The organism is Pseudoclavibacter chungangensis, assembly GCF_013410545.1.
In the GTDB taxonomy this organism is placed as follows: domain Bacteria; phylum Actinomycetota; class Actinomycetes; order Actinomycetales; family Microbacteriaceae; genus Pseudoclavibacter; species Pseudoclavibacter chungangensis.
Window position 1 is genome coordinate 466,426 of record NZ_JACCFV010000001.1, and the last position, 21,767, is coordinate 488,192.

Below are 21,767 nucleotides of genomic sequence, written 5' to 3' on the forward strand. Positions count from 1 at the left end.
CGGCGCTCGCTCCGATGCTTCGGCTCGACGATACGATGGTCACGGTTCCGCCCGGGAGGGAGCGCCAGACGATCGGGACACGGGGGTGGAAGGTGCCAGGTCAACAGTCGGACCCGCTTGCACTCGAGCGACAGGTGTGTTTCGCGCTCACCCTGGCGGCGCGCAGCATCATTGCCGCCTATAGGCCGGTGCTCGCTCCGATGCATCTGACGCATCCACAATATCTCGTGATGTTGACGCTCTGGGAGCGGGCCCCGTTGTCCATCAAGGACATCAGTCGCACGCTTCATCTCGATCCCGGGACGCTTTCTCCGCTCATCAAGCGGTTGGAGCGAGTCGGATACGTGGAGCGACATCGAAGTCGATCGGATGAACGTTCGCTCGAGATCATGCTGACGTCCGCTGGAGTCGCCCTCAGGGCGCAGGCAGAGGCGGTCCCGACGACGATGATGCAGCGGCTGGGGATGTCCGCCTCGGAGCTCGAGGCTCTGCACGACTCGATGACGAAGGTGATCGTCGCTGCCCAGCACTTGGAGGTCGGCGACCACAACGGGTGAGTCGAGGGGCTCGCCGGTCGCTCCGGCGCCGAGCGTGTTCTGGACGGCATGCGCTTCGTGACGGCGGGGCGAACAGTCGGTGAGTTCGTCCGGGACGGGCAACCGCCTTCAGGGCTCGTCGGGGCACTGGAGGTTGACACCGGTTCCGCGATGCGCCCTGACGTTCGTGTTGCAGTTGCGGCAGAGCGGAAGCGGTCGAACGCCGACGTCAGCAGGCCCGGCAATTCTGATGAGTGCTGCGTTGAACCAACGGTAGAACCCGCCGGCGTCCCTGATTCGCTGACCGAGGGGCTTTCTGCGCGGTGGCTGCCACATGCGCGAAGCGTACCAATGATTGGTGTACCAATTAACATCGGGCTTCGGCGTGCTGCGGCCCCGGCGTAGCGGGCGCGGTGAGGGGACGTTCGCCGGGTTCTCGCCGCATCTTCTTCTCGTCACGCCGATTCGAGCGGTCGACCTTCTGCCGACTGCCCATCGCTCCGGGAAGGTTGACGCCCGTTGCCGCCACCGTGTGGAGCTCCGGGACACGGCTGTGTAGCCGGACACGTGCCCTGGCGAGGCGGCGTCGCGGCAACACCCCGTCGCGGGCCTGAACGAATCCGGCGCGAGCGACGGAGGTCGACGTGGCGGGGGACGGGCTCTGCGCGAACCGGGTGAGGCCGCGGCGCGGCGGTCCTCGAGAGTTCGCGTGCGAACGAGTGAACGGGGCGGCGTGTTCATGGACGCCTCAGGCGGCATGGGCCGGGGCTCGGGAGCCGGGCTCGGCGTGGCAACGCCGTGGCCGCGGTCGTCGGCGCCCGGCACGATGGGCGTCGGCATCACCGGCGAGCGCAGCTTGTCGGGTGAGCGACTCGCGTTCGAGGTTGCGGAGACGTTCGTGACGGGGATCGTCCATCGAGACCGGATCGAGGAGCGGGGTGTGCTGTTCGTTCGGGCGGTTGCCGGACCTCATCGTGCGTGATCCGCTGGCGACGTGGTCACCGTGTCGGAACGCCGATGCCGAACAGCTGCCACTGAAATGCGTCGTGAACCTCGACCCCGCGTCGCCGGTGGATCGCATGAGCTCGAGACCGCAACGTGCCTTCGACGGTCCGGCCTCGGGTGCGGGCTGCTCCGTGGCGCGTCTGGCAGGATCGGGTGCGGATGTCCCGGCAACACGGGCGTTTGCGAGAGGCGGGTCTTGACGGTGCGGCGATTCGATATCGGTGATCGCGTGACGTGGAACTCGGAGGCGGGGCGGGTCAGCGGGCGCATCGTGCGGATTCACGAGGCGGACTTCCCCTTCAAGGGGTACCGCCATCATGCGTCGTCAGAAGACCCTCAGTACGAGATCGTGAGTGATCGCACCGATCACGTCGCCGCGCACCGCGGCGGAGCGCTGCAGCTCTTCGCTGAGCATGGCGAGAGGGAGGGGCGCCGCCCCTCCCGTCAGGAGCGCGTCAGTTCGATGCGCCCCGACGACCACGATGAGGACGGCGTCGGCATGGATCACTGAAGTGAAGGGGCTGAAGTCGAAGCACGAGGTGCGGGGTGCGCGGGGGAACCCCGAGTTCTCGATCGTGTCGTTGGGCGACGCCCGCACTCGGGCCGGGCTCGGACGTGACCACGGACGTGTCGCTCGCTGAGTTCGAGGTCCGGCTCACTGTCCGCAGCAGGCGCACCTGTGGCGGATCTGCTCCCCGGCCCCTCGGGTCCTGGACTATGAGCGCCGCGATTTCGCACGCACATCCGGTCCGGTGGATGATGATGCGGTCTCGCGCTGCTCGCCGGTGTCCCGTCCGCCGTCAGCTGTCTCGGGGTCGCCCGGGCGACTTCGGCGGCAGGTCGACGCGGATCGCGCCGAAATGCGAGTGTCCTGAACTGGTACTGTGCTGAACGATTCTGATTGGAATGCGTCCGGCTCCGAAGTCTCCACGTCGAAGCCGACATCGAACCCGCCCCCCCGGGAACCTTCCGTTCCCTCGAGACCTCGGGGCGACATCCTGCTGCACGGAGATGCCAGATGGCACTATTGAGTTTTCATCCGTCCGCCCGCGCGCCGCATCCAGCGAGCGAGACAGCAACATCGCCATGAAGTCAGCACGTCCGGTGGGGTCTGGTCGTCATTCTCGGCGTCCTCCTCGCCGCTGCGAACGTCGTGGCGACCGGCTCGAGCGCGCCTTCGGCCTCGGCCGAGCAGGCATACACCGGTGATGACGGATTGACCGTCACGGTCGACAGGGACTGGGTCACGCAGGGCGGCTCCGAGGGGTTCGTCGTCACCGTCGCCGATGCGAACACGAGCGGAGTGGACTTCGACTCCTACAAGCTGTCGGGAATCCCTGCCGGGTGGCAGGTGTCCGTCGACGGCACGGCACTCGCCCCGGTCTCCCCCGATCCCGTGATCTTCGAGATCCCGAAGAGCGCGACGTCTTTCGTGCTCACCCCGGCGGCCGACTATGTCGGGACGCTCTCGGACCTCAAGCTCTCACGGGTGTCCAAGGCCGGGAATCTGGTCACGGACTTCGATAACGGCACCTTCGACTACATCGGACAGTCGCACCCGACCATCACGACCAACCCGGTGGACAGTCTGAGCTCGGGATCGACCCCGTACACGTACCACGACCCCCAGACAGTGGTGTCGTCGTGTGGGTCCGCCCAGTACGCACCCTGCGATGGGCAGTACAGCATCTGGTCGACGGCGGACATCAACGGCCCCGCGCTCGGTGACAGCGGCATCCCCGGATGGCCGTACCCGCGCGCGTGCAACAACTACTGGGCGGACCTGCGAAGCACGACGAACGCGATGACCGATCCCACGACCGACACGGTGACCCAGGGGTGGGACACCGGAGGGGCGGACACGCTCGCATCGAACACCTACAGCGTCCCGAGCCCCCAGGCTGCAGCGGCTGGGAAGTTCCTGATCGTCAACGGCTCGCGCAGCTTCCCGCAGCCGCACGACGTCATCACGACGACGATCACCGGACTCGAGCTGAACACCGACTACACGATGTCCGGATTCATCGCGAACGTCTCCAGCCAGCCTTAAAGCCGACGTCGCCACCGTGCAGATCGGATTCGTCGCCGGGGGAGCGTTCATCGGCTCGTCACAGCCCTCGGCCAAGCAGGCCGGTGCGCGCAACGAGGACACCGCGTGGACGCCCCTGACCTCGATCGTCAACACGGGTGACGCCACGTCGCTCACCATCAGCGTCCGCAACTACGCGGCCGGTGGATGGGGTAACGACTTCGCCGTCGACGAGCTGAGTCTCTTCCCGATGGCCACGGCCGGATTCTCGCTCGAGGTCCGCAGCCCGGTGCCCGGATACGAGTTCTCGAAGACGTCGGACTCGGTGTCTGGGTCGAGCGTCAACCCGGGCGACGAGATCACGTACACGCTGACCGGCGACAACACCGGCGCGACCGAGCTGTCGACCACCATCGAGGACGACTTGTCCGACGTGTTCGAGCACGCGGTGCTGGTGGCCGGCTCCCTGAATGCGTCGACCGGTGAGGCGAAAATCGACGGGGCCGCACTGACCTGGGACGGAACGCTCGCGCCCGGCCAGACCGTGAGCATCAGCTACACCGTGAAGGTCGACGAAGACGCGTGGAACGTGTCGTTCAGGAATCACGCGACCTCGGAGGCGACCCCGCCTGGAGGCGTGCCGCCCATCACGCCGCCGCCCGGTGAGACCGAGCACCACACTCCACCGACGCCCCCGGTGACCCCGACGACGACGCCGGGAACGCCGACGGCCACGCCGGTGCCTCCCACGGGGACGCCCGCGGAACCGGGAACCGGCCTCGCCACGACCGGGGCCGAGGGGGTGGGATCGTGGATTCTGATTGCGGTTCTCCTGCTTGCCGCGGGTGGGGCGGTGCTGGTGGTGGTCCGTCGCCGTCGTGACGCCTGAGTGATCAGGAGTACCAGGGCGTCACCCTCGGGCGACGCCCTGGTCGGATCCCGGGTGGCCCCAGTCGGGGGCTCCCGGGATTTCGCTGTCCTCGGCCCGGCGCACAATCGCAACGAGTCCTGGCTCGATCGTCGGACGAGCGCACGTCTGCCGCACCAGGGGACGCAGCCAGGTCGCCGAGTGGGGGACGCAGATCGCTGCGATACCCGATTCCCTCCAGGGATGATCGGCCCGACACGATTCTTCAGGGAAGCCGCGGCCCGCGTGTCCGTTCGTCGTGCCGGTCGAGCCCTTCTGATCCCCGGTCGTCACATCCGACCGGAGCGACGGCACCTGCCTGGGAGATCATGTGGCTCCCTGCTCAACCGACCCGTCGAGAATCCTGCGAGTCGCGCTCACCGTCTGGAACTCGAACGATGCCGACGAGATTGACCGGTCCGTTACCTCGTTCGTCCTCTGGCGCGACCCGGTGACGATTCCTGCGGATGATTCGTCGCCTGCGAGTGCAGCGCGGTGAGGCGAGCCTGGGGACTCGCGTGGCACAGTCGTGTCCCTCGTGCTCACGAGCGATCGGCGTCATGATCCGGTCCCTGCAGCGGCGCTGATGGAGGGTGCCAGGGTGTCGTGGCCGTCGCACCTTACGATCGGAGTGTGACGAACGACCTTGATCAGGAGACGATCGCCCTTCGTCGACATGCGGTGGGGCGCCGTGAGGACCATGCTCCCGGCGCTTCGGAGTCCTCGCTCCACGCGGTCGGAACGGTCCCCCGGTGCGACGTCCATGCAGACGCCATAGCGTACATCGCGTGCCGTGAGTGCGGTCGACCGGCTTGTGCAGTGTGTCGGGAAGTGTCGGCGGTCGGTCAACTCTGTGCCGAGTGCGCGAGGCGCGAGAGGGATACCGATGGGATCGCGGTCAGCCCACGGATGGCGCGCGGGGCGATGCTCGTCGCGATGGTGACCGCGGTTCTCGGGGCCGCGACCGTGCTGTCGCCCGTGCTCGCGAGGGAGTTCGCCTTCGCACCGTTCACGCTGACCTCCAGTCCTTGGAGGATCGTGACGGGGCTGTTCGTGATCCCCGGCTTCGGGTACGTGGCCCTCGTGCTCGTCATCGTTCCGCTCTGGTTCGCCGCTTCCGGGCATGAGCACCGACGAGGCACGCTGTCGATGCTGGTGGTGCTTGCGCTCGGCGGAATCGCCGGCTTCACGCTGCTGTTCGCGGTGACCGGCAGTTCCGACCCGACGTGGACGCTCGCGTCCGGGACGCTGGCCGCCGGGATCGCGGCGCTCGCGGTGAGTGCCTGCTGGCCGCATCCACGGCACGTGGGGTGGCGTCCGTGGTTCGGGGTGGGGATCGCACTGACTGGTGTGCTCTCGATGACCCTGCTCGGTGTCATCCCCGCGTGGCAGGTTGTGGGCGGTCTCGTCATGGGGTGTCTGCTGGAAGCCGTCTATGCGTTCTCGCCCAAGCCCCAGCGTCATCCCCTCCCGCTGTTCATCGGGCTTGGGGCGGGGGTCCTCGTCGTCGTGTTGACGCTCGTCGCGGTGCTTTTCCTTCGGGGATAGCGAATCGGTATTCATATCGGGCATGTGCCGAGAAGAGTTCATCGACCTTGCAAATGAACAACGTCCGGGTCGGGTGGTCGGAGGGCACGAGACCCCCCACCCCGAATTCGAGTGATGCTCGACCGTGCGGTGTCGGGTGACGTCTGTCGTGCGGCAGTTCCTTCCTGTGCCGGGGTGCTGAGAGGGGCGGTGGTATAAGGGCCCGGTCGGCGGTGTCGGTCGGCGTTATACAACATCCGCGGATCATTCACCAGGGGAGGGGTCACCATGGTGATCGAATCGGTGTTCGTTAGCCTCGATGTGTCCAATTCCCTGGGTCTTTCAGGGCATGATCGAACGTTCTGAGGCGCGATCGATAAGTAGCGGAAAACGTGACGAGTGGTTGCGTTTCAATGGCGGACGAATTCGAGGGCGGGTATTTCGAGATGAAACGCATCGGGCGGTTAGCGCTCCTCGTCGGTGTTGCCATGGTCGCGCCGGTCGGCGTCGGTACGATCGGCATCGAGTCCGCGTTCGCCGCGGACGAGGTCGTCGGTATACCTGAGGTCAACTCCGGTGAGGGTGGCAGGGATGTCGCCATCGAAGGATTCGTCACAGCGCACGCCGAGGAGGGCGCATACCTCGTTCAGGCGGCCGGCTCCGGTGGAAAAGTGACGCTGCAAGGCGGTTCGGACGCGGTTCTCGTGATCGGCTCCGACCAGGTGCCGGCGATCGGCGCGTTCGTTCGGGTGCAAGGGAACGTCGAGGACGTTGATGGTGCGCGAACCGTGCGCGCCGGTGCTGTCGATGAGCGGGATGCGCCGGAAGGCGCACAGAAACCGGTCGCCGTGACCGAGGTCGATGGCGTGGCGGCAGGCGACATGCTGACAAACGACGAGGTTCTGGAGCGCCTCCGCGGCATGATCGTGGCTCCGGCAGGTGACTGGACGGTCACGGGCGTGGATCGCGCCGCGACGCGTGGCGAGATCGCCATCGTCCCGGGTACCGCGCCGCTCGGGGCTGACGCAGGGCAGCCCCATGCTGCCGCGAAGATCGTCCTCGACGACGGGCTTTCGGTCGACTACCTCAGTCCGAATGAGGACCGCCGTGCGCCGTGGGCCGGTGCGGAGGCGCCGCACGTCGGTGACCGCGTCGTCGTCACGTCGGATCTCGTCCTGCAACACCTTCAGGGCGTCGAGGGAGCCGGTGACGGGTGGCACCTCCAACCGGTCGCAGCGTTCGACGGCAGCGTGTCCGCGAACGATCGCCCGTACCGATTCGAAGGGGGGATCCCGCAGTCGGCCCCGACCGTCGAGGGTGGCGACCTCCGCGTCGCGACGATCGACCTGGGCAGCTACTTCCCGGTCGAAGGTGCCCTCGTCAGCCCGGACGGAACGCGCTGCATGGCGGTTGCGGCGCGCGACGGGCAAGCTGTTGCGGTGACCGGCGAAGGTGGATGCCACCAGCTCGGTGCCGCGTCGCAGGCGTCGTTCGAGGTGCAGCGCGCGAAAGTACACGCGCTGTTGCGCGGGCTCGCGGACATGGACGTGATCGCCGTTCAGGGCGTTGCCAATCCGCTCATCACGCCCGCCGCCGCCGGCGAGTACGAGCGGCTCGCGCAGGCACTCACCGAGCACTCCGGCGTGCAATGGGGCGCAGTGACGGCACCCGAGGGGGTCGGTGGGCCGTGGACCAACGGATTCCTCTACCGCACCGACCGCGCCGAGCCCCAGGGGCAGGCCGTGGCGCTCGCGGACAGGGCATTCGAGCGTTCGTCGACGCCCCTCGTCCAGGCATTCGCTGCGGAGGGGCGGGAAGCGGTCGCGCTCGTCTCCGTGCGCCTGTCCACACAGAGCCAGTCGGACTACGCAGGCGATCGCGAGGCGAACCGGTTCGCGGGAACGAACGAACCCGAGCGAATCCTGCAGATCGAGACGCTCGCCCGTCTCGTGGGTGAAGCCACCATCGCGCAGCGCACCGTGCTGCTCGGCGCGTTCGGCAGTCTGACGGGAGATCCGGTTCTCGCCCCCCTCGCCCAGGACGGCCGGATCGACGCGGTCGAGGCCGCCGGACTCTCGACCTCCCGCGACGGCGACGGGTCGGGATCCGTCGTGCATGTGTACGTGCCGGACGGGCTGTCCGCGAGTGGGGCGACCACCTGGCCCATCAACTCTCGCTCGGCCACGACGTCCGGCTTCGCGTATCAGGGCAGCTTGTCGGTCGCCTCCGTCGACGCGACGAGCCCGGAACGAAGCGCCGCGGAGGATCCGGTGCTCTTCTCGCTCTCGCTGGCTCCGCAGGAGCAGCAGACGTTGAACCCCGTCGTCGCCGCACAGCAGAGCGGTCCCGAGTCGGCCGCCGACCCGAACGCCACGGAATCCGCATCCGCGGTGCCGACATCGACGGCGCCCGCCGCCACGTCGGGTGGCACCGGGAACATCGGTACCGCGGTCGCCCCCTCGGTGAGCAGCGGATCATCCGGCCAGAGCCAGCAGGACACGTCGACAGAGGCACAGACCCAGCCCGCACCGTCGACGAACACCACCACGGTGGTCGCGGAGTCCTCCGCGACGCCTGCACCCGCAGCCGGACCGGCGAAGCCCGACTCGCAGGCACTCACCATGCCGGGCGGAAACCAGCTCGCGAACACGGGTAGCAATTCGCCCGCCGCGATGGGGATCGCGATCGCCATCGTCGTCGCCGTCGCCCTCGGCGCGATCATCACGACGATTGCGGGACGGGCGCGCAGGACCTAGACGTCGGAGCGGGAACCCCCGTTCTGCACAGCCGTCACCGTGAGGTTCGGTGACAACGGAAGGAGCACACATGGCCGACAAGTTCCACTGGGATGAAGGCGCCGTTCAGACGAAGCGGACGCAGCTCAAGAACGGCTTCATCGAGATCGAGACGAAGCTGAACGAGCTGAACCAGGCGATCGTCGAACTGACGACGCAGGGATCGGGCGGCTTCTACACGCAGCAGGGTTCGGACGCGTTCCAGACCTCGTACGACACGTTCACGCTCGGCGCGAAGAACGTGGTCGACGGCATCAACGGTATGGAAGCGTTCCTCGACAAGGTCGGTCAGGGCGTCCTCGAGTACGACCTCCAGATCAAGGCGGGCACCGGCGCCTAGAGAGCAGCGTTGTTCGGGGAGCTCGGGCACGTGGCCCGAAGCTCCCCGAACCGCTTCGCAGTATCGCCCGCGAGGCGATTCGGTCAGTGAATGAGGGAGCAGTCATGGCGAGGGCGTTCAAGCAGACCCGCGAGGAATGGGCGGCCACCAACGGGTGGATGACGCAGGCCGACGGGGCCGCACGCACGTCCGAGATGCAGGGCTACATCGATGCCGATCGCGCAGCCGCACAGCGTGCCGCTGACGAGGGACGATCGAAGCTCGACGAGGCGAAAGTGCAGTCCGAGGCTGCGCAAACTCAGGTACAACAGGAGAACGAGCAGCTCGCGAACGATCTGAAGGCACGAGCCGAAGCGAGCGATGCCGAGCGGACGAGCTTCGCGGCGGACCACGATCCCGGCGGGCCCAAGTCGTCCGCCGAGGCGCAGCGCGAGTTCGACGAGCTCGCCGACGACAAGCTCATCATCTACAACGAGTACGTCAATCCGGATGACGACACGTTCACGAGCACCAACGACCAGATCGCCGAGAGCGGCACTGCGGAGATCGACCCGACGAAGGGCGTCTCTGAACTGAGCGACGAGGATCTCCAGAGGGAGGTCCAGGAGCTCGGTGCGAACTACGACCCGTACGCCGACATCCCGAGCAGTGGGGACTCGGGCAGCGGCTCATCGTCCTCCACCGCGGGAATGACCCGTGCCGATATCGTGCACCTCGACATGCCCTTGCTGCGAGACCTGGCGAACCGGTGCGCACAGATCAACGAGGCATTCCAGAAGGGAACGGCGAGCGATCAGAGCGCCGCATGGTATGCGGGCACGAGGACGTGTCTCGGATACAACTCCGGTCTCGTGAACGGCGTCATCAAGGAGTTCTACTCCAACTGGAAGATCCGTCGGGGGAAGATCCGCGAGAGCGCCGAGCAGTACGGGAAGAACGCGCGCATCGTCGAGCAGAACTTCACGAGACTCGATGTCGAGATCGCCGCGAAGGCCGTTCGTCAGCGGGCGGTCTTCCTGGAGTCGAAGCGCCGCGCGCTCGCCGCCTCGGAATCTCGTGAAACGCCGGAGGGCAAGGCCCTCACGCAGCCCGAACTCGACCTCTACGACGGCACCGTCGAATTCATCGGGATGAAGAGCGGTATCTCGTTGACGGGGGCGGCGATCGGTGCGAAGCTCGCGCTGCAAGTGGAGGGAGCGGCCTCACCGTACGCGGCGTCCGCGGGAGACGATTTCGGGACGGGAGATTTCACGCCGGACGCGGTGTTCACCACACCCGACCCGAGCGACCTCTCCGATCCGGAGAAGTGTCTCGACGAGGGAACCGCGCAGACCGACTACTACCGATCGGACGGATTCGAGCCCGGGAGACCCGGATCACCGGGTGGAATCCCAGGCCTCATCGACCTCGCCACGACGTTGATCGGTCGACGTGGCGGAACGCCCCTCGAGTATCCGGACGGCACCATGCACGTCGTCCTGGCCGGCCCTCGCGGCATGGTGCCTCGCGCTGCGTTCGAATGATGGGACTCGGGAACATGACGAACCCACAGGGAGAACTGCACGATGTCCGATAACAGTACGTGGGACGGGCCGGCCACGTTCAGTGATTCCAGTGCCGCGACCGTCACGCGCAGTGACCTGCAATGGAATCGCGTGGGTCTCAGTGACGATCCGGTACAGATCTCTCCCGAGCGGGTGACCGAGATCTACGACGAGTGGCGCACGTTCCGGAGCGCACTCGAAGAGACCGCGGAGCAGGCTCGAAGTGTCAATCCCGACGGCAACGGGGAGATGAAGGGCAAGTCCGTCGAGAAGCTCAAGGAGGACTCCGAGAAGCTGAGCGAGAACCTCGACAAGGCGGCGGCTCGCTATCAGAAGGCCGAGCAGGCCGTCGGGGCATATCGTGAGGCCGTCATGACGGCACGCAATACCACGCGCGATATCGTCGAGGCCGCGGCTGCGGACAGGAACACCGTGTCGCAGGACAAGGGTGACGGTTCGGGGGACATGACCGACCCGAGTGACGCAATCGGCGAATACCGGAGTCAGATCAACAATGCCGTTGATGCGCTTCTCGATGCACAGAGCAGCTTCGTCGGGTCGATGAAGAGCGCGAGCAAGACCGAGAAGGACTCCTGCAAGGACAAGTTCCTCGATGCGTTCAAATGGGTACTGATCGCGCTTGCGATCCTCGGCATCCTGCTGGGGATAGCGGCATTCGTCGTTCCGTTGTTGGGAACGATATTCACAGTCCTCGCGCTTGCCGTGGAACTGGCCTCTCTGGCGGTCACGGCTGCGGCGTTCCACTACGGCCAGGGAAATGTCATCGACCTCGTTCTCGGCGCGATCTTCGCAGTCGTCGGAGGCGCCGCAGCGTTCGCAGCCGTACGCAGTGGCATGATCAGCGGTAAGGGATGGCACGGCGCAGGCTCGAACAAACCTCGACCCGAGCACGGCGGGGACATCGAGTTGCAACCGGTCGGAGGACGTCCGGACGGTGACGCTCCGGTCGAGCCTGTCCCACCCGCCGGGGGCACTGGTTCGGGGTCGGGTTCGGGGACTGGCACTGGTTCGGGTTCGGGTTCGGGTTCGGGGACTGGCACTGGTTCGGGTTCGGGGACTGGCACTGGTTCGGGTTCGGGGACTGGCACTGGTTCGGGTTCGGGGACTGGTCCTGGCACTGGTTCGGGGACTGGCACTGGCACTGGTTCGGGGACTGGCACTGGTTCGGGTTCGGGGACTGGCACTGGTTCGGGGACTGGCCCTGGCACTGGTTCGGGGACTGGCACTGGTTCGGGTTCGGGGACTGGCACTGGTTCGGGGACTGGCACTGGCACTGGTTCGGGGACTGGCACTGGTTCGGGTTCGGGGACTGGCCCTGGTTCGGGGTCGGGCACGGGGTCGAGCTCCACCGCCGCTCCTGGAGCCGGTCCCGCCGGTGGAGGTGGGGTGGTGCCGGGCGGTGTTCCTGTTCCGCGTCCGGCGAGTACGCCGCCGGGTGCTGGTGGGGCGTCGCCTCGCCCGGTTGATGTGGATGGGTCGGGTGTTCCTGTTCCGCGTCCGGCGAGTACGCCGCCGGGTGCTGGTGGGGCGTCGCCTCGTCCGGTTGATGTGGATGGGTCGGGTGTTCCTGTTCCGCGTCCGGCGAGTACGCCGCCGGGTGCTGGTGGGGCGTCGCCTCGTCCGGTTGATGTGGATGGGTCGGGTGTTCCTGTTCCGCGTCCGGCGAGTACGCCGCCGGGTGCTGGTGGGTCGTCGCCTCGTCCGGTTGATGTGGATGGGTCGGGTGTTCCTGTTCCGCGTCCGGCGAGTACGCCGCCGGGTGCTGGTGGGGCGTCGCCTCGTCCGGTTGATGTGGATGGGTCGGGTGTTCCCGGGTCGGGTTCGTCGACTGGGTCGTCGGGTGCTGGTGGGTCGTCGCCTCGTCCGGTTGATGTGGATGGGTCGGGTGTTCCCGGGTCGGGTTCGTCGACTGGGTCGTCGGGTGCTGGTGGGTCGTCGCCTCGTCCGGTTGATGTGGATGGGTCGGGTGTTCCTGTTCCGCGTCCGGCGAGTACGCCGCCGGGTGCTGGTGGGTCGTCGCCTCGTCCGGTTGATGTGGATGGGTCGGGTGTTCCCGGGTCGGGTTCGTCGACTGGGTCGTCGGGTGCTGGTGGGTCGTCGCCTCGTCCGGTTGATGTGGATGGGTCGGGTGTTCCTGTTCCGCGTCCGGCGAGTACGCCGCCGGGTGCTGGTGGGGCGTCGCCTCGTCCGGTTGATGTGGATGGGTCGGGTGTTCCTGTTCCGCGTGGTGGTGAGCCGGAGGCTGCGCCTGTGGGGCCGCGTGGTGGTGAGCCGGAGGCTGCGCCTGTGGGGCCGCGTGACGGCGATGCGCCCGATGCCGGGGCCGCAGGACGTGCGGGCGACGACGCTGCCAAGAGCCCGTGGACCAGGGCACTCGATGCGATCGGATGGACCGGATCCAACCGGAACGGGACCGGTCTGGGGGCAACGGCGCTCGACAAGCTGTTCAGCCTGTCGGTGTGGGACCGTGTCTTCCACCTTCAGAAGTTCAAGAACTGGTACGCGACGCAACGCGGCAATCCGGGATTCCTGGACGACTTCCCGACGGGCTTGAAGGACTTCCCGATGGACAAGTACAAGGCCTGGTCCGCGGCGGAGGACATCAAGATGGACTATTGGGTCGTCACGTTCGGAGCACGAGCCGGTGTCGCGATCAACGGTGCGATCGCGATCGTCCAGATCTTCAAATCCGGGTGGGGCATGATCGGCCGAACCGGACTGTTCCACGAATGGCGCACGGGCGAGAACCTCAACGAGTGGAAGGGGGGTGCCGGAACCGCGGAACACCTGGCCGACCCGTCTATCGCAGAGATCACGCCGATCGAGGGACAGACCTCCGTCGATCCCGAGGTCGCGAAGCGGCTCTGGCAGGCCTGGGAGCAACTGACGCCCGATGAGCAGTCGCAGGTGATCACCTCGTTGGATGACCAGGACCCCGAGATGATCGCGGCATTGAACGACATACGAGTTCCGGCAGATGCCTGAGGTACCACTCGACGCCGCCACCGAGGACACGGAGGAGCAGCCACCGACCCTCGCGTCCGCATTGCCGGTTATCGCGGCGATCCCGCCGTCCGGCTTCGCGGAGACGTGGTCGACACGACCGCCCTGGTCGCCACTCGTGCTCGAATCAGCAGGAGTGCCGACGCAGGACATGCCTGAGCGAGCCCGGGTGGGCCTCTTCGCGCTGCTCGATCCAGGACTCGGTGTTGCGTTCGCCGCGTACCACTGGGCGATCCCGGTGAACGATCTCGCGGGGGAGTCACGACGGCGCGCGGGATCGATCCTCGGACCTGCGAAGACCGTCATCGACGAGGAACTGTTCGTGGTCTCGGTCGGCTCGGAACTCGACGACGGCGGCGTCGTCGTCCGCCGCGCCGTGATGTGTGCCCGTGTTCACTCGGCCATGTTGGTCGCCGAGTACACCGAACAGCGACTCGAGGTGTTCGATCGTGTCGCTCCGATTCTCGCGCCGTCTATCCTGTTGTGGATGGATGGATGCGATGGGTAACGCGGCCGATATGCAGGCGCCGTTCACGGTGATCATGCCGACCGAGTGGGAGCGAGTTTCACTGCTCGAGCCGGATGACGTCGTCGAGGCACACATCAAGCGCATCGCGCGACGTTCCGTCGGCACGAGCCTGCCGCGCGACAAGGCGCCGATCGCCATCGAACAGGCCCGCCGTATGCTCGTCGACTCCGTCGAGGACGCCCGCGCGTACAACGTCCACGGCCTCACGCTCCCGGTCGGCCTCATGGAACGACAGATCGCCTCCGGCCTGTCGATGTTCGACTTCGAGTACGACACCTCGGACTCCCGTCATGTGAGTCTCGGCATGCTCCGGGCAGGCACCATCTGGTCGGGCCTCGGTGGCGAACGCTTCGAGACGGTCGACGGCCTGCAGGGGGTGCGCGTCGACGACTTCCAGGAGGACGCGTCGGCGTTCGGTGGCAAGCCCGGGATCGACGCCGTCCTCAGCCTGTTCGCGTTCCCCGTCCCGAAGCGACCGCACCGGTGGAAGGCACTCGGATTCTCCGCCGTCCTCCCCACCGGAAGTGACGAGTCGGTGCGGGAACTCGCGCGCGGTGTGGGGAAGGCGTTCGCCCAGACGTTCCGGTTCGTGGGACTCGACGACCCCGACGCGCAGGAGTACGAGGAGCGACTGCAGGACGTGATGCGACGCCGTGCTTGAGTCAGGCGACCCGGGGCTCGTCCTGCTGATCGTGGCGGCCGTCGCGGTCATCACGACGCTGCTCGTGGGATACGGCGTGATCGCGTACCTCAGTCGACGCACGCGGGACGCGAACTTCTGGCAGGAGAGCTCGCCGGTCTCGACGATCGAGCGACGGCAGGCGCGAACGACCCTCGACCGGCTCCGAGCAGCGTGCGACGAGGCCGGGATCGCTGCCCCGCGCCCCACCGTGCTCTCGCTGACGGACACGATGGCGACCGTGTTCCTCGACCGGCCGGCCGAAACCGCCCCCGAACCGTGGGCTGTCTCACCCGATGGATTGACCTGGCAGGCACTGCTCGACGAACTCGATGTGCGCGCGTTCGCGGCCCCCGAGCACCGCCTGCCCGACGCGGTCGTGGCGCTCGGCCGCACCTCGATCGCCACCGTCTTCGTGGATCTCGCCGCCTGTCCCGGTGTCGTGAACGTCGTCGGCAATCGACAGCTCGCCCGCAAGCTCGTCCGGCGCTGGATCGGCGAGCTCACGCAGCCCACCTGGCGTGTTGACTTCACCGCCGGCGTCATCGAGGACGCCTCGCTCCTGACCGGCCGATCCATGCGGTGGAACCGTTCGATCCGCCCGGACGCGGGCCGTGACTTCCGCGGCGGCTACCTCGCGGTCGGGACGGCGAACGATGCCGATGTCGTCGAGGCCATGGTGCTGAGCAGCAGGCACGACGACCAGCGGGGCGCGGCCGGTGTGGTCATCGGGAGCATGCGGCAGGCCGCGTGGCGGATCCACGTGGGGCCCTACGGCGTGCTGACGTCGTCGGTGTTGCCCACCACGGACATGCGTGACCCGTTCATCCCGTTCATCGCGAAGCAGAAGAACCGACTCGCGGGGAGTGTGCCGTGGCGAGCGGGGGCAGGGCGCGTGGATGTCGTTCCGTCGTCACTCGGACACGGTGCCGTGCAGGTTGCGGCCGATCCGGACGGCGGCGACGCATTCGCGGCTCCGGACGCTGCGATCGCGCACGAATCGGAATCGCCCGTCGATATCGCGATCGAGGCCGAGCCGGAGCCGGCGGTCGCGTCGACGTCCGTCCCCGAGACGGTCCGGGCGGACGCACCGACGGAGGCGGGTGCATCTGCGGTGACGGACGGGCCGGCGGCGACGGATGGCCCCGTGGCGGGAGCGACGACCGAGACCACTGAGGCGGCCCCGGCGACCGTGTCGGCGGAACTGCCCGTGTCGGCGGACGTGACCGTGTCTGCGGACGAGCCCGTGTCTGCGGACGTGCCCGTGTCTGCGGACGAGCCCGTGCCCGGGGCGGCGGACGTGCCCGTGGCGGCGGATGGTCGTGAGGCGACGAGCTGGCCCGCGACACCGAATGCGATCGAGCCCGAATCCGTGCTCCCGAATGCGATGCAGGTGGAGCACGACCCGGTCTCGGCCACCGAGCCGGCCGAGGAGGAGGACGTCGAGACCGGGACGGGGGCGAGCCCCGAGCCGATACCTGCGGCTGACATGGAGACCCAGCTCCCGGCCCCGTCGGACGACGGTGCGGTGAACGAACCCGGGCACGGGCAGGTGTCGCCCGCCTCGCCAGGCACGCCCGCGCCGGCTCCCGCCGTGAACGGGCTCCCCGGGGGCGATCGACCTGACGCCGCGAACCGGGTGGCGCCCGCATCGGCGGATCGCGCAGGCACCACGCCGCTCGGCGGGACGGTGTGGCCCTGGGGGCAGGCCGCCTCGCCGTGGCCCGGCGCGACTCCGGTCGACGAGCGCACGACCCCCACGAGGCCGGTCTCCGTCATCGACCGTCGAGTACCCACCGCGGACGACCGAACCGAGGTCGACCGAACCGAGGACGAGAGCACATGAGATTCGCGCTGACCGGTCGCCGCTCCTCGACGTCCGAGACCGAGCGCGACTTCCTGATCGAAGCGGATCCGGACGTCAGCACCCGCGACATCATCGAGCGCATGGCGGCCGAGATCGGCGCCGATCCGCACTCCGCGATCAGCGTCAGTTCCGGTGAGCGATACGAGCAGCTGAGTGAAGCCGCCCTCGATCGTGCGATTGGCTCGGGGCCACTCGTGCAGGGCGCCCGAGTCACGTTCGACGCGCACGACGAGCACCGTGTGGACTCCACGGCGGGCCTCGTCGAGGTGGTCACGGTGCGGGGTGCCGGTGTCGGCCGGGTCCAGGTGCTCCCCGTCGGCCGGATGCCGTTCGGCGTGAGCGCGGGCGGCGGGATCTCCGCCGGCGCGCACGTCCACGCGCCGCTCGTGGTCGTCGACGTCGCCTTCGACGGCCGTGTGCAGGTGGCGCTCTCGCACGGCGTCGAGCCCAGCAGGCACCTGCCCATCGACCTCGAATCGGAGCCGGTGCTGGACGCGCCCGTCACGTGGCTCCCGGAACAGTACCTGCGGATCGGTGATTCGTCGCTCATGCTGCGCCCGGTCGCCGTGAGCGCCGGACGGCTGGTCCGTACGGCGGGTGCCGCGACCCTCGACTTCAACCGACCGCCGGCCTCGCCGCGGAAACCGGCTCGTAAGCAATTCCGGATCCCCAAGCCGCCGGAGCGCAACCGGCGGGTCAACGTGATGCTGCTGTACGCGATCATGCCCCTCATCAGTGGGCTCGCGATGGCCATCATCTTCCAGCGCCCCTACTTCCTCATGTTCGCGCTCCTGTCACCCATCGTGATGCTCGGCAACTGGTTGACCCAGCGGCGTGACGGCGTGAAGACGTATCGGCAGAAGATGGCCGACTACAAGCGGGAACTCGCGGCCCTCGACGTCGCGGTCGCCCACGCCGTCGCGGCCGAGACGGCCACGCGCCGGGACGACGCACCGAGCCCGTCCGATCTCCTGCAGGCGGTGGGTCACACCACCCGGAAGCTGTGGGAGCGACGTCCCGGTTCCTCGACGTTCCTGCGCGTGCGCGTCGGAGTCGGCGACCTCCCGAGCAGCGTCGAGGTGAGCGACGACGAGGAGTTCGAGTTCCGCCGCACGGAGGCACGCATGCTCCGTTCCGTTCCCGTCACGATCGGGATCACGGAGGCCGGCGTCGTCGGCGTCGCGTCGAAGGATCCGGAGGAGCTGCGCGCACTGCTCGACTGGATGGTCGGACAGGTCGCCGCGCTGCACCTGCCGGCCAATGTGGCGGTGTATCTGCTGTCGTCCACGAGGGAGTCACACCGATGGGACTGGGCGCGCTGGCTGCCGCACGTGGACCGCGCCGGTGCCCCCGGGCCGATCACCCGGATCGCTCTCGGTGGTGACGAGGTCGCACCGCTCGTCGCCGAACTCACGATGTTGCTCGCACAGCGTGCCGCGTCACTCGCGGCGGGAGCAGGTGTCGAGGATCATCCCGCCGTGGTCGTCGTGCTCGACGGGGCGCGCGCGCTGCGGGCCCTCCCCGGCGTCGTGCCGCTGCTGCGCGACGGCCCCTCGGTGGGCATCCACCTCGTCTGCGCCGACTCGAGCGTGCAGCAACTGCCCGAGGAGTGCGTCACCGTCGTGAGCGAGGGCCTGCACGGCCGTCTTCGCGTGAAGGAGGGCGCGGCGGATCCCGTGGAAGCGACCCCCGACGCCGTGTCGCAGGAGTGGTACGACATCGTGCCCCGAGGCCTGTACCCGCTGAGGGACATCAGTCGCTCCAGCGACGGCGCCGAGATCCCCGCCTCCAGCCGACTCCTCGAGATGCTCGGGCTGCCCGAGCCCGAGGGGGACGAGATCGCGGCGAGGTGGTCCCACACGGGCAGGACGACGCGACTCGTGATCGGTGAGAGTTTCGACGGCCCGTTCGTCGTCGATCTCGTGAGCGACGGCCCGCACGGTCTCGTCGCGGGGACGACGGGGTCCGGGAAATCGGAGCTGCTGCAGACCATCGTCGCGTCGGGTGCGACGGCGAATCGGCCCGACGAGATGACCTTCGTCCTCGTCGACTACAAGGGCGGTGCGGCGTTCGCCGCCTGTTCCTCGTTGCCGCACACGGTCGGCTACGTGACCGATCTCGATCCGCACCTCGTGGAGCGAGCCCTCACCTCGCTGCACGCGGAGTTGACCCGTCGTGAGCACCTGCTCGGAAGCATCGGCGCGAAGGACATCGAAGACTATCAGCGTGAGGCGGACGGCCGATCGCTCCCGTCGTTGCCTCGCCTCGTGATCGTGATCGACGAGTTCGCGACGCTCGCCCGAGAGCTGCCGGACTTCATCACCGGACTCGTGAACATCGCCCAGCGCGGCCGTTCCCTCGGGGTGCACCTCATCCTCGCGACACAGCGTCCGGCCGGTGTCGTGTCCGCCGACATCCGGGCGAACACGAACCTTCGGATCGCGCTCCGTGTGACGGACGTCACCGAGAGCCAGGACGTCATCGACGTCAAGGACGCCGTCGAGATCAGCAAGTCGACGCCCGGTCGTGCCTACGCGCGGCTCGGACAGGCGACCGTCGTTCCCTTCCAGTCGAGCCGGATCGGGGGCAGGCACCCGATCTCGGACGAGGTCGAGCGGGAGATCCCCGTACCGTCGGTGCGACGGATCGCGCCGGCGTCGTTCCGGCGGCCGTTCCCGGAGCACACGGCGGGTGCCCCCACGGGGGAGTCCGATTCGACCGATCTCGATCTGCTCGTACGCGCCGTCACCGATGCAGCGCGTCGTGCAGAGATCGATGCGCCGGAGTCGCCGTGGCTCGCGCCGCTCGGCGACGTCATCCTGCTCGACGAACTCGGTTCGGCGCCGGAGCCGGTCGAGGGGACGGCCGTGCCGTTCGCGTGGGGACTCGTCGACCGTCCGCGCAGCCAACAGCAGATTCCCGAGATGTTCGATCTCGATACCATGTCGCACCTCTTCCTTGCCGGCTCACCGGGATCCGGCCGCACGCAGGCGCTTCGGACCTTCGCGGCCGCCGCGGCCCGGGCGCACTCACCGGCCGACGTGCAGATCTACGGTGCGGACTGCGGGAGCGGCGGACTCGTCGCACTGAACGAGCTGCCGCACTGCGGTGGCATCGCGACGAGCTCGCAGCAGGATCGCCTCACGCGGATCCTGTCCCGCCTCTCGGACGAGGTCGATCGCCGCGGTGGCATTCTCGCGGCCGCGAACGCGTCGGGTATCGCCGAGCAGCGTGCCGTCGCGGAGGGGCGCGGACGGCTACCCCACTTCCTGTTCCTGCTCGACCGGTGGGAGAACTTTCAGGACCTGTTCGCGGAGCAGGACGGCGGTCGATTGACCGACATCGTGATGCGCCTGCTCCGCGAGGGCCCCTCGGTGGGCATCCACGTCATCGCGTCGGGCGACCGGACGCTCCTGAACTCGCGCCTCGCGCAGTACTCGCGACAGCGCGGAGCACTGAGGTTCGACGACTCGCAGGACTACGGCTACGTCGGGTTCCGTCCGAAGGACATCCCGACGAACGTCGTCCCCGGGCGGCTGTTCTGGGCCGATCGTGAGGTCGAGGAGATGCAGATCGCCGTCCTCGACACGGATCTGACGGGTGCCGGTCAGGCCGCGGTGATCCGGCGTATCGCCGAGGAGGCGCGGGGACGCTTCCCTCGTCCGATCGTTCCGGTGTCGGTGTTGCGCGAGCTTCCGGCCGTGATCGGCTTCGACGACATGATGGCGAGCCCGGTCGAGCACGAGCATGCGCTGTTCGCGACGGTCGGTGTCGGGGGCGACGATGCACGTCAACTGGGTGCCGACCTCTCCGAGGTCAATACGTTCCTGGTCGCGGGGCCGCGGAGTTCGGGGCGGAGCTCGCTCCTGTCGACCATGACCCGGAGCCTGCTCGCGCGCGGCACGGAGGTCGTCATCCTCGCGCCGAAGCCCTCGCCGCTCACCGAGCTGGACGGCGTGGACGGTGTGCGCGCCGTCCTCACCGATCCGCGCATCGAGGGGAAGGAGCTGAGCGAACACATCGCTCCCGGCGACGATCCTGTCGTGCTCGTCGTCGACGACGGCGATCTGTTCCGCGACGGCACGGTGGCCGAGTTCCTCCTGCACCTCGTCCGAGCCGGCAAGGCGGCCGACCGGGCGCTCCTCGTCGCCGGGGAGACCGAGACGATCGGATCGGGACTCGGGCGCGCGTGGAATCTCGACGTCAAGCGCAATCGTCGTGGTGTGCTGCTCTCGCCCGCGAACGTGTTCGACGCCGAGCTGATCGGCACGACGATCCCTCGTTCGCGTGCGTCGTCGAGAATCGTCCACGGGACCGGGGTCATGCACGTCGGCGGCGGCGAGGCGCAGATCGTCCGCACCCCGCGGCCGAACTGATCGCTCGTCCCCTCCGGCAAGCCGTACGTCGATCAGCCTCCGGGGCTGCTGAGCAGGGCGTTGTCGTGCGGGGCAGGTCAGGGCTGGTGGGCGGGCTGCGTCGCGTGCGTGGAGTGCGTCGCACGCGACGGAACCGGACGACTTGCGCAGCGGCAGGCCGCTCACAGCCGTGGTCCGTCGGGAGTCGGTGCTCCGGTCGTCCAGTCCGAGGTCACCGTCATCCGGGCCGTGACGTCTCGTCGGGGACGCGGGAGCGAGCGGCCGAACAGGGCGTCCCGGCTGCCAGCCTCCGTTTGAGCACCACCGTTCTCTGCGGTCGTCCAGATCAGGGCACGGACGTCCCCCGTCGATGCACGGGCGATCGGATCTTGGGACGGGGCACGCCCGGTGTGGGCAGCGGACTCGAGGTGTGACTCCTCCGCGAGATTCGACTCCTGCTCCTCGCCACTCCCGTGGCTTGGCCGCAGCGCCCGCGAGCGTGTAGGCAACTTCCCTGACCGGACGCTCACGACCGCGGGCGGACCTCGTGCCTTTTCGCAGAGCCCACCGTGGAGGACGCGGCGCGTGCTGTTGCATCGATACTCGCGCGGTTCCTGAGTGCTCCGTGTG

14 protein-coding genes are annotated in these 21,767 nt (G+C 68.0%); 13 read left to right on the top strand and 1 reads right to left on the bottom strand.

The window, feature by feature from the left end; all coding sequences use genetic code 11:
* Positions 1-92 precede the first annotated feature (92 nt).
* From HNR16_RS02000 to HNR16_RS02020, 5 genes are all read left to right on the top strand, one after another.
* Positions 93-557 carry a MarR family winged helix-turn-helix transcriptional regulator gene (locus HNR16_RS02000; RefSeq protein ID WP_225737746.1) on the top strand — a complete coding sequence of 155 codons (465 nt, stop codon included), beginning with the start codon at positions 93-95 and terminating at the stop codon, positions 555-557.
* A 1,186-nt stretch (positions 558-1,743) separates the two neighbouring features.
* Positions 1,744-2,052, top strand: a complete 309-nt coding sequence (locus HNR16_RS18710; protein ID WP_338109180.1) for a hypervirulence associated TUDOR domain-containing protein — start codon at positions 1,744-1,746, stop codon at positions 2,050-2,052.
* 705 nt (positions 2,053-2,757) lie between these two features.
* The gene (locus HNR16_RS02010) at positions 2,758-3,591 is read left to right on the top strand and encodes a hypothetical protein (protein WP_158039377.1); all 834 of its coding nucleotides are present in this window, start codon (positions 2,758-2,760) and stop codon (positions 3,589-3,591) included.
* Between the two features lie 16 nt (positions 3,592-3,607).
* Entirely contained in the window at positions 3,608-4,459 is an 852-nt protein-coding gene (locus HNR16_RS02015; RefSeq protein WP_158039378.1) for an isopeptide-forming domain-containing fimbrial protein, read from the top strand.
* Between the two features lie 942 nt (positions 4,460-5,401).
* Positions 5,402-6,025: a hypothetical protein gene (locus tag HNR16_RS02020; protein ID WP_158039379.1), complete on the top strand. Its 624-nt coding sequence runs from the start codon at positions 5,402-5,404 to the stop codon at positions 6,023-6,025.
* 443 nt (positions 6,026-6,468) lie between these two features.
* On the opposite strand, the gene HNR16_RS02025 is transcribed toward HNR16_RS02020, so the two are convergent.
* Positions 6,469-7,467, bottom strand: coding sequence for a hypothetical protein (locus HNR16_RS02025; protein WP_158039380.1), 999 nt, complete (start codon positions 7,465-7,467; stop codon positions 6,469-6,471).
* Between HNR16_RS02025 and HNR16_RS02030 the strand changes: the two genes are divergently transcribed.
* The 8 genes from HNR16_RS02030 (at position 7,444) to HNR16_RS02065 (ending at position 21,158) form a co-directional block, all read left to right on the top strand.
* Positions 7,444-8,760, top strand: coding sequence for a hypothetical protein (locus HNR16_RS02030; RefSeq protein WP_158039381.1), 1,317 nt, complete (start codon positions 7,444-7,446; stop codon positions 8,758-8,760). The two genes, HNR16_RS02025 and HNR16_RS02030, sit on opposite strands and share 24 nt — an antisense overlap.
* A gap of 70 nt (positions 8,761-8,830) precedes the next feature.
* Positions 8,831-9,139 carry a WXG100 family type VII secretion target gene (locus HNR16_RS02035; RefSeq protein WP_158039382.1) on the top strand — a complete coding sequence of 103 codons (309 nt, stop codon included), beginning with the start codon at positions 8,831-8,833 and terminating at the stop codon, positions 9,137-9,139.
* Between the two features lie 104 nt (positions 9,140-9,243).
* Positions 9,244-10,662, top strand: a complete 1,419-nt coding sequence (locus HNR16_RS02040; protein ID WP_158039383.1) for a hypothetical protein — start codon at positions 9,244-9,246, stop codon at positions 10,660-10,662.
* Positions 10,663-12,954: 2,292 nt separating this feature from the next.
* The gene (locus HNR16_RS02045; protein WP_179558053.1) at positions 12,955-13,689 is read left to right on the top strand and encodes a hypothetical protein; all 735 of its coding nucleotides are present in this window, start codon (positions 12,955-12,957) and stop codon (positions 13,687-13,689) included.
* The gene (locus HNR16_RS02050) at positions 13,682-14,215 is read left to right on the top strand and encodes a hypothetical protein (RefSeq protein ID WP_158039385.1); all 534 of its coding nucleotides are present in this window, start codon (positions 13,682-13,684) and stop codon (positions 14,213-14,215) included. The genes HNR16_RS02045 and HNR16_RS02050 overlap by 8 nt, the downstream gene beginning before the upstream one ends.
* A complete protein-coding gene (locus HNR16_RS02055; protein WP_158039386.1) occupies positions 14,208-14,897 on the top strand; it encodes a hypothetical protein in 690 nt (229 codons plus the stop codon). The genes HNR16_RS02050 and HNR16_RS02055 overlap by 8 nt, the downstream gene beginning before the upstream one ends.
* Positions 14,890-16,761 (top strand): hypothetical protein, encoded by a 1,872-nt coding sequence (locus HNR16_RS02060; RefSeq protein ID WP_158039387.1) that lies wholly within the window; start codon positions 14,890-14,892, stop codon positions 16,759-16,761. Before HNR16_RS02055 ends, HNR16_RS02060 begins: the two co-directional genes overlap by 8 nt.
* A complete protein-coding gene (locus HNR16_RS02065; RefSeq protein ID WP_158039388.1) occupies positions 16,758-21,158 on the top strand; it encodes an FtsK/SpoIIIE domain-containing protein in 4,401 nt (1,466 codons plus the stop codon). The genes HNR16_RS02060 and HNR16_RS02065 overlap by 4 nt, the downstream gene beginning before the upstream one ends.
* Positions 21,159-21,767 lie beyond the last annotated feature (609 nt).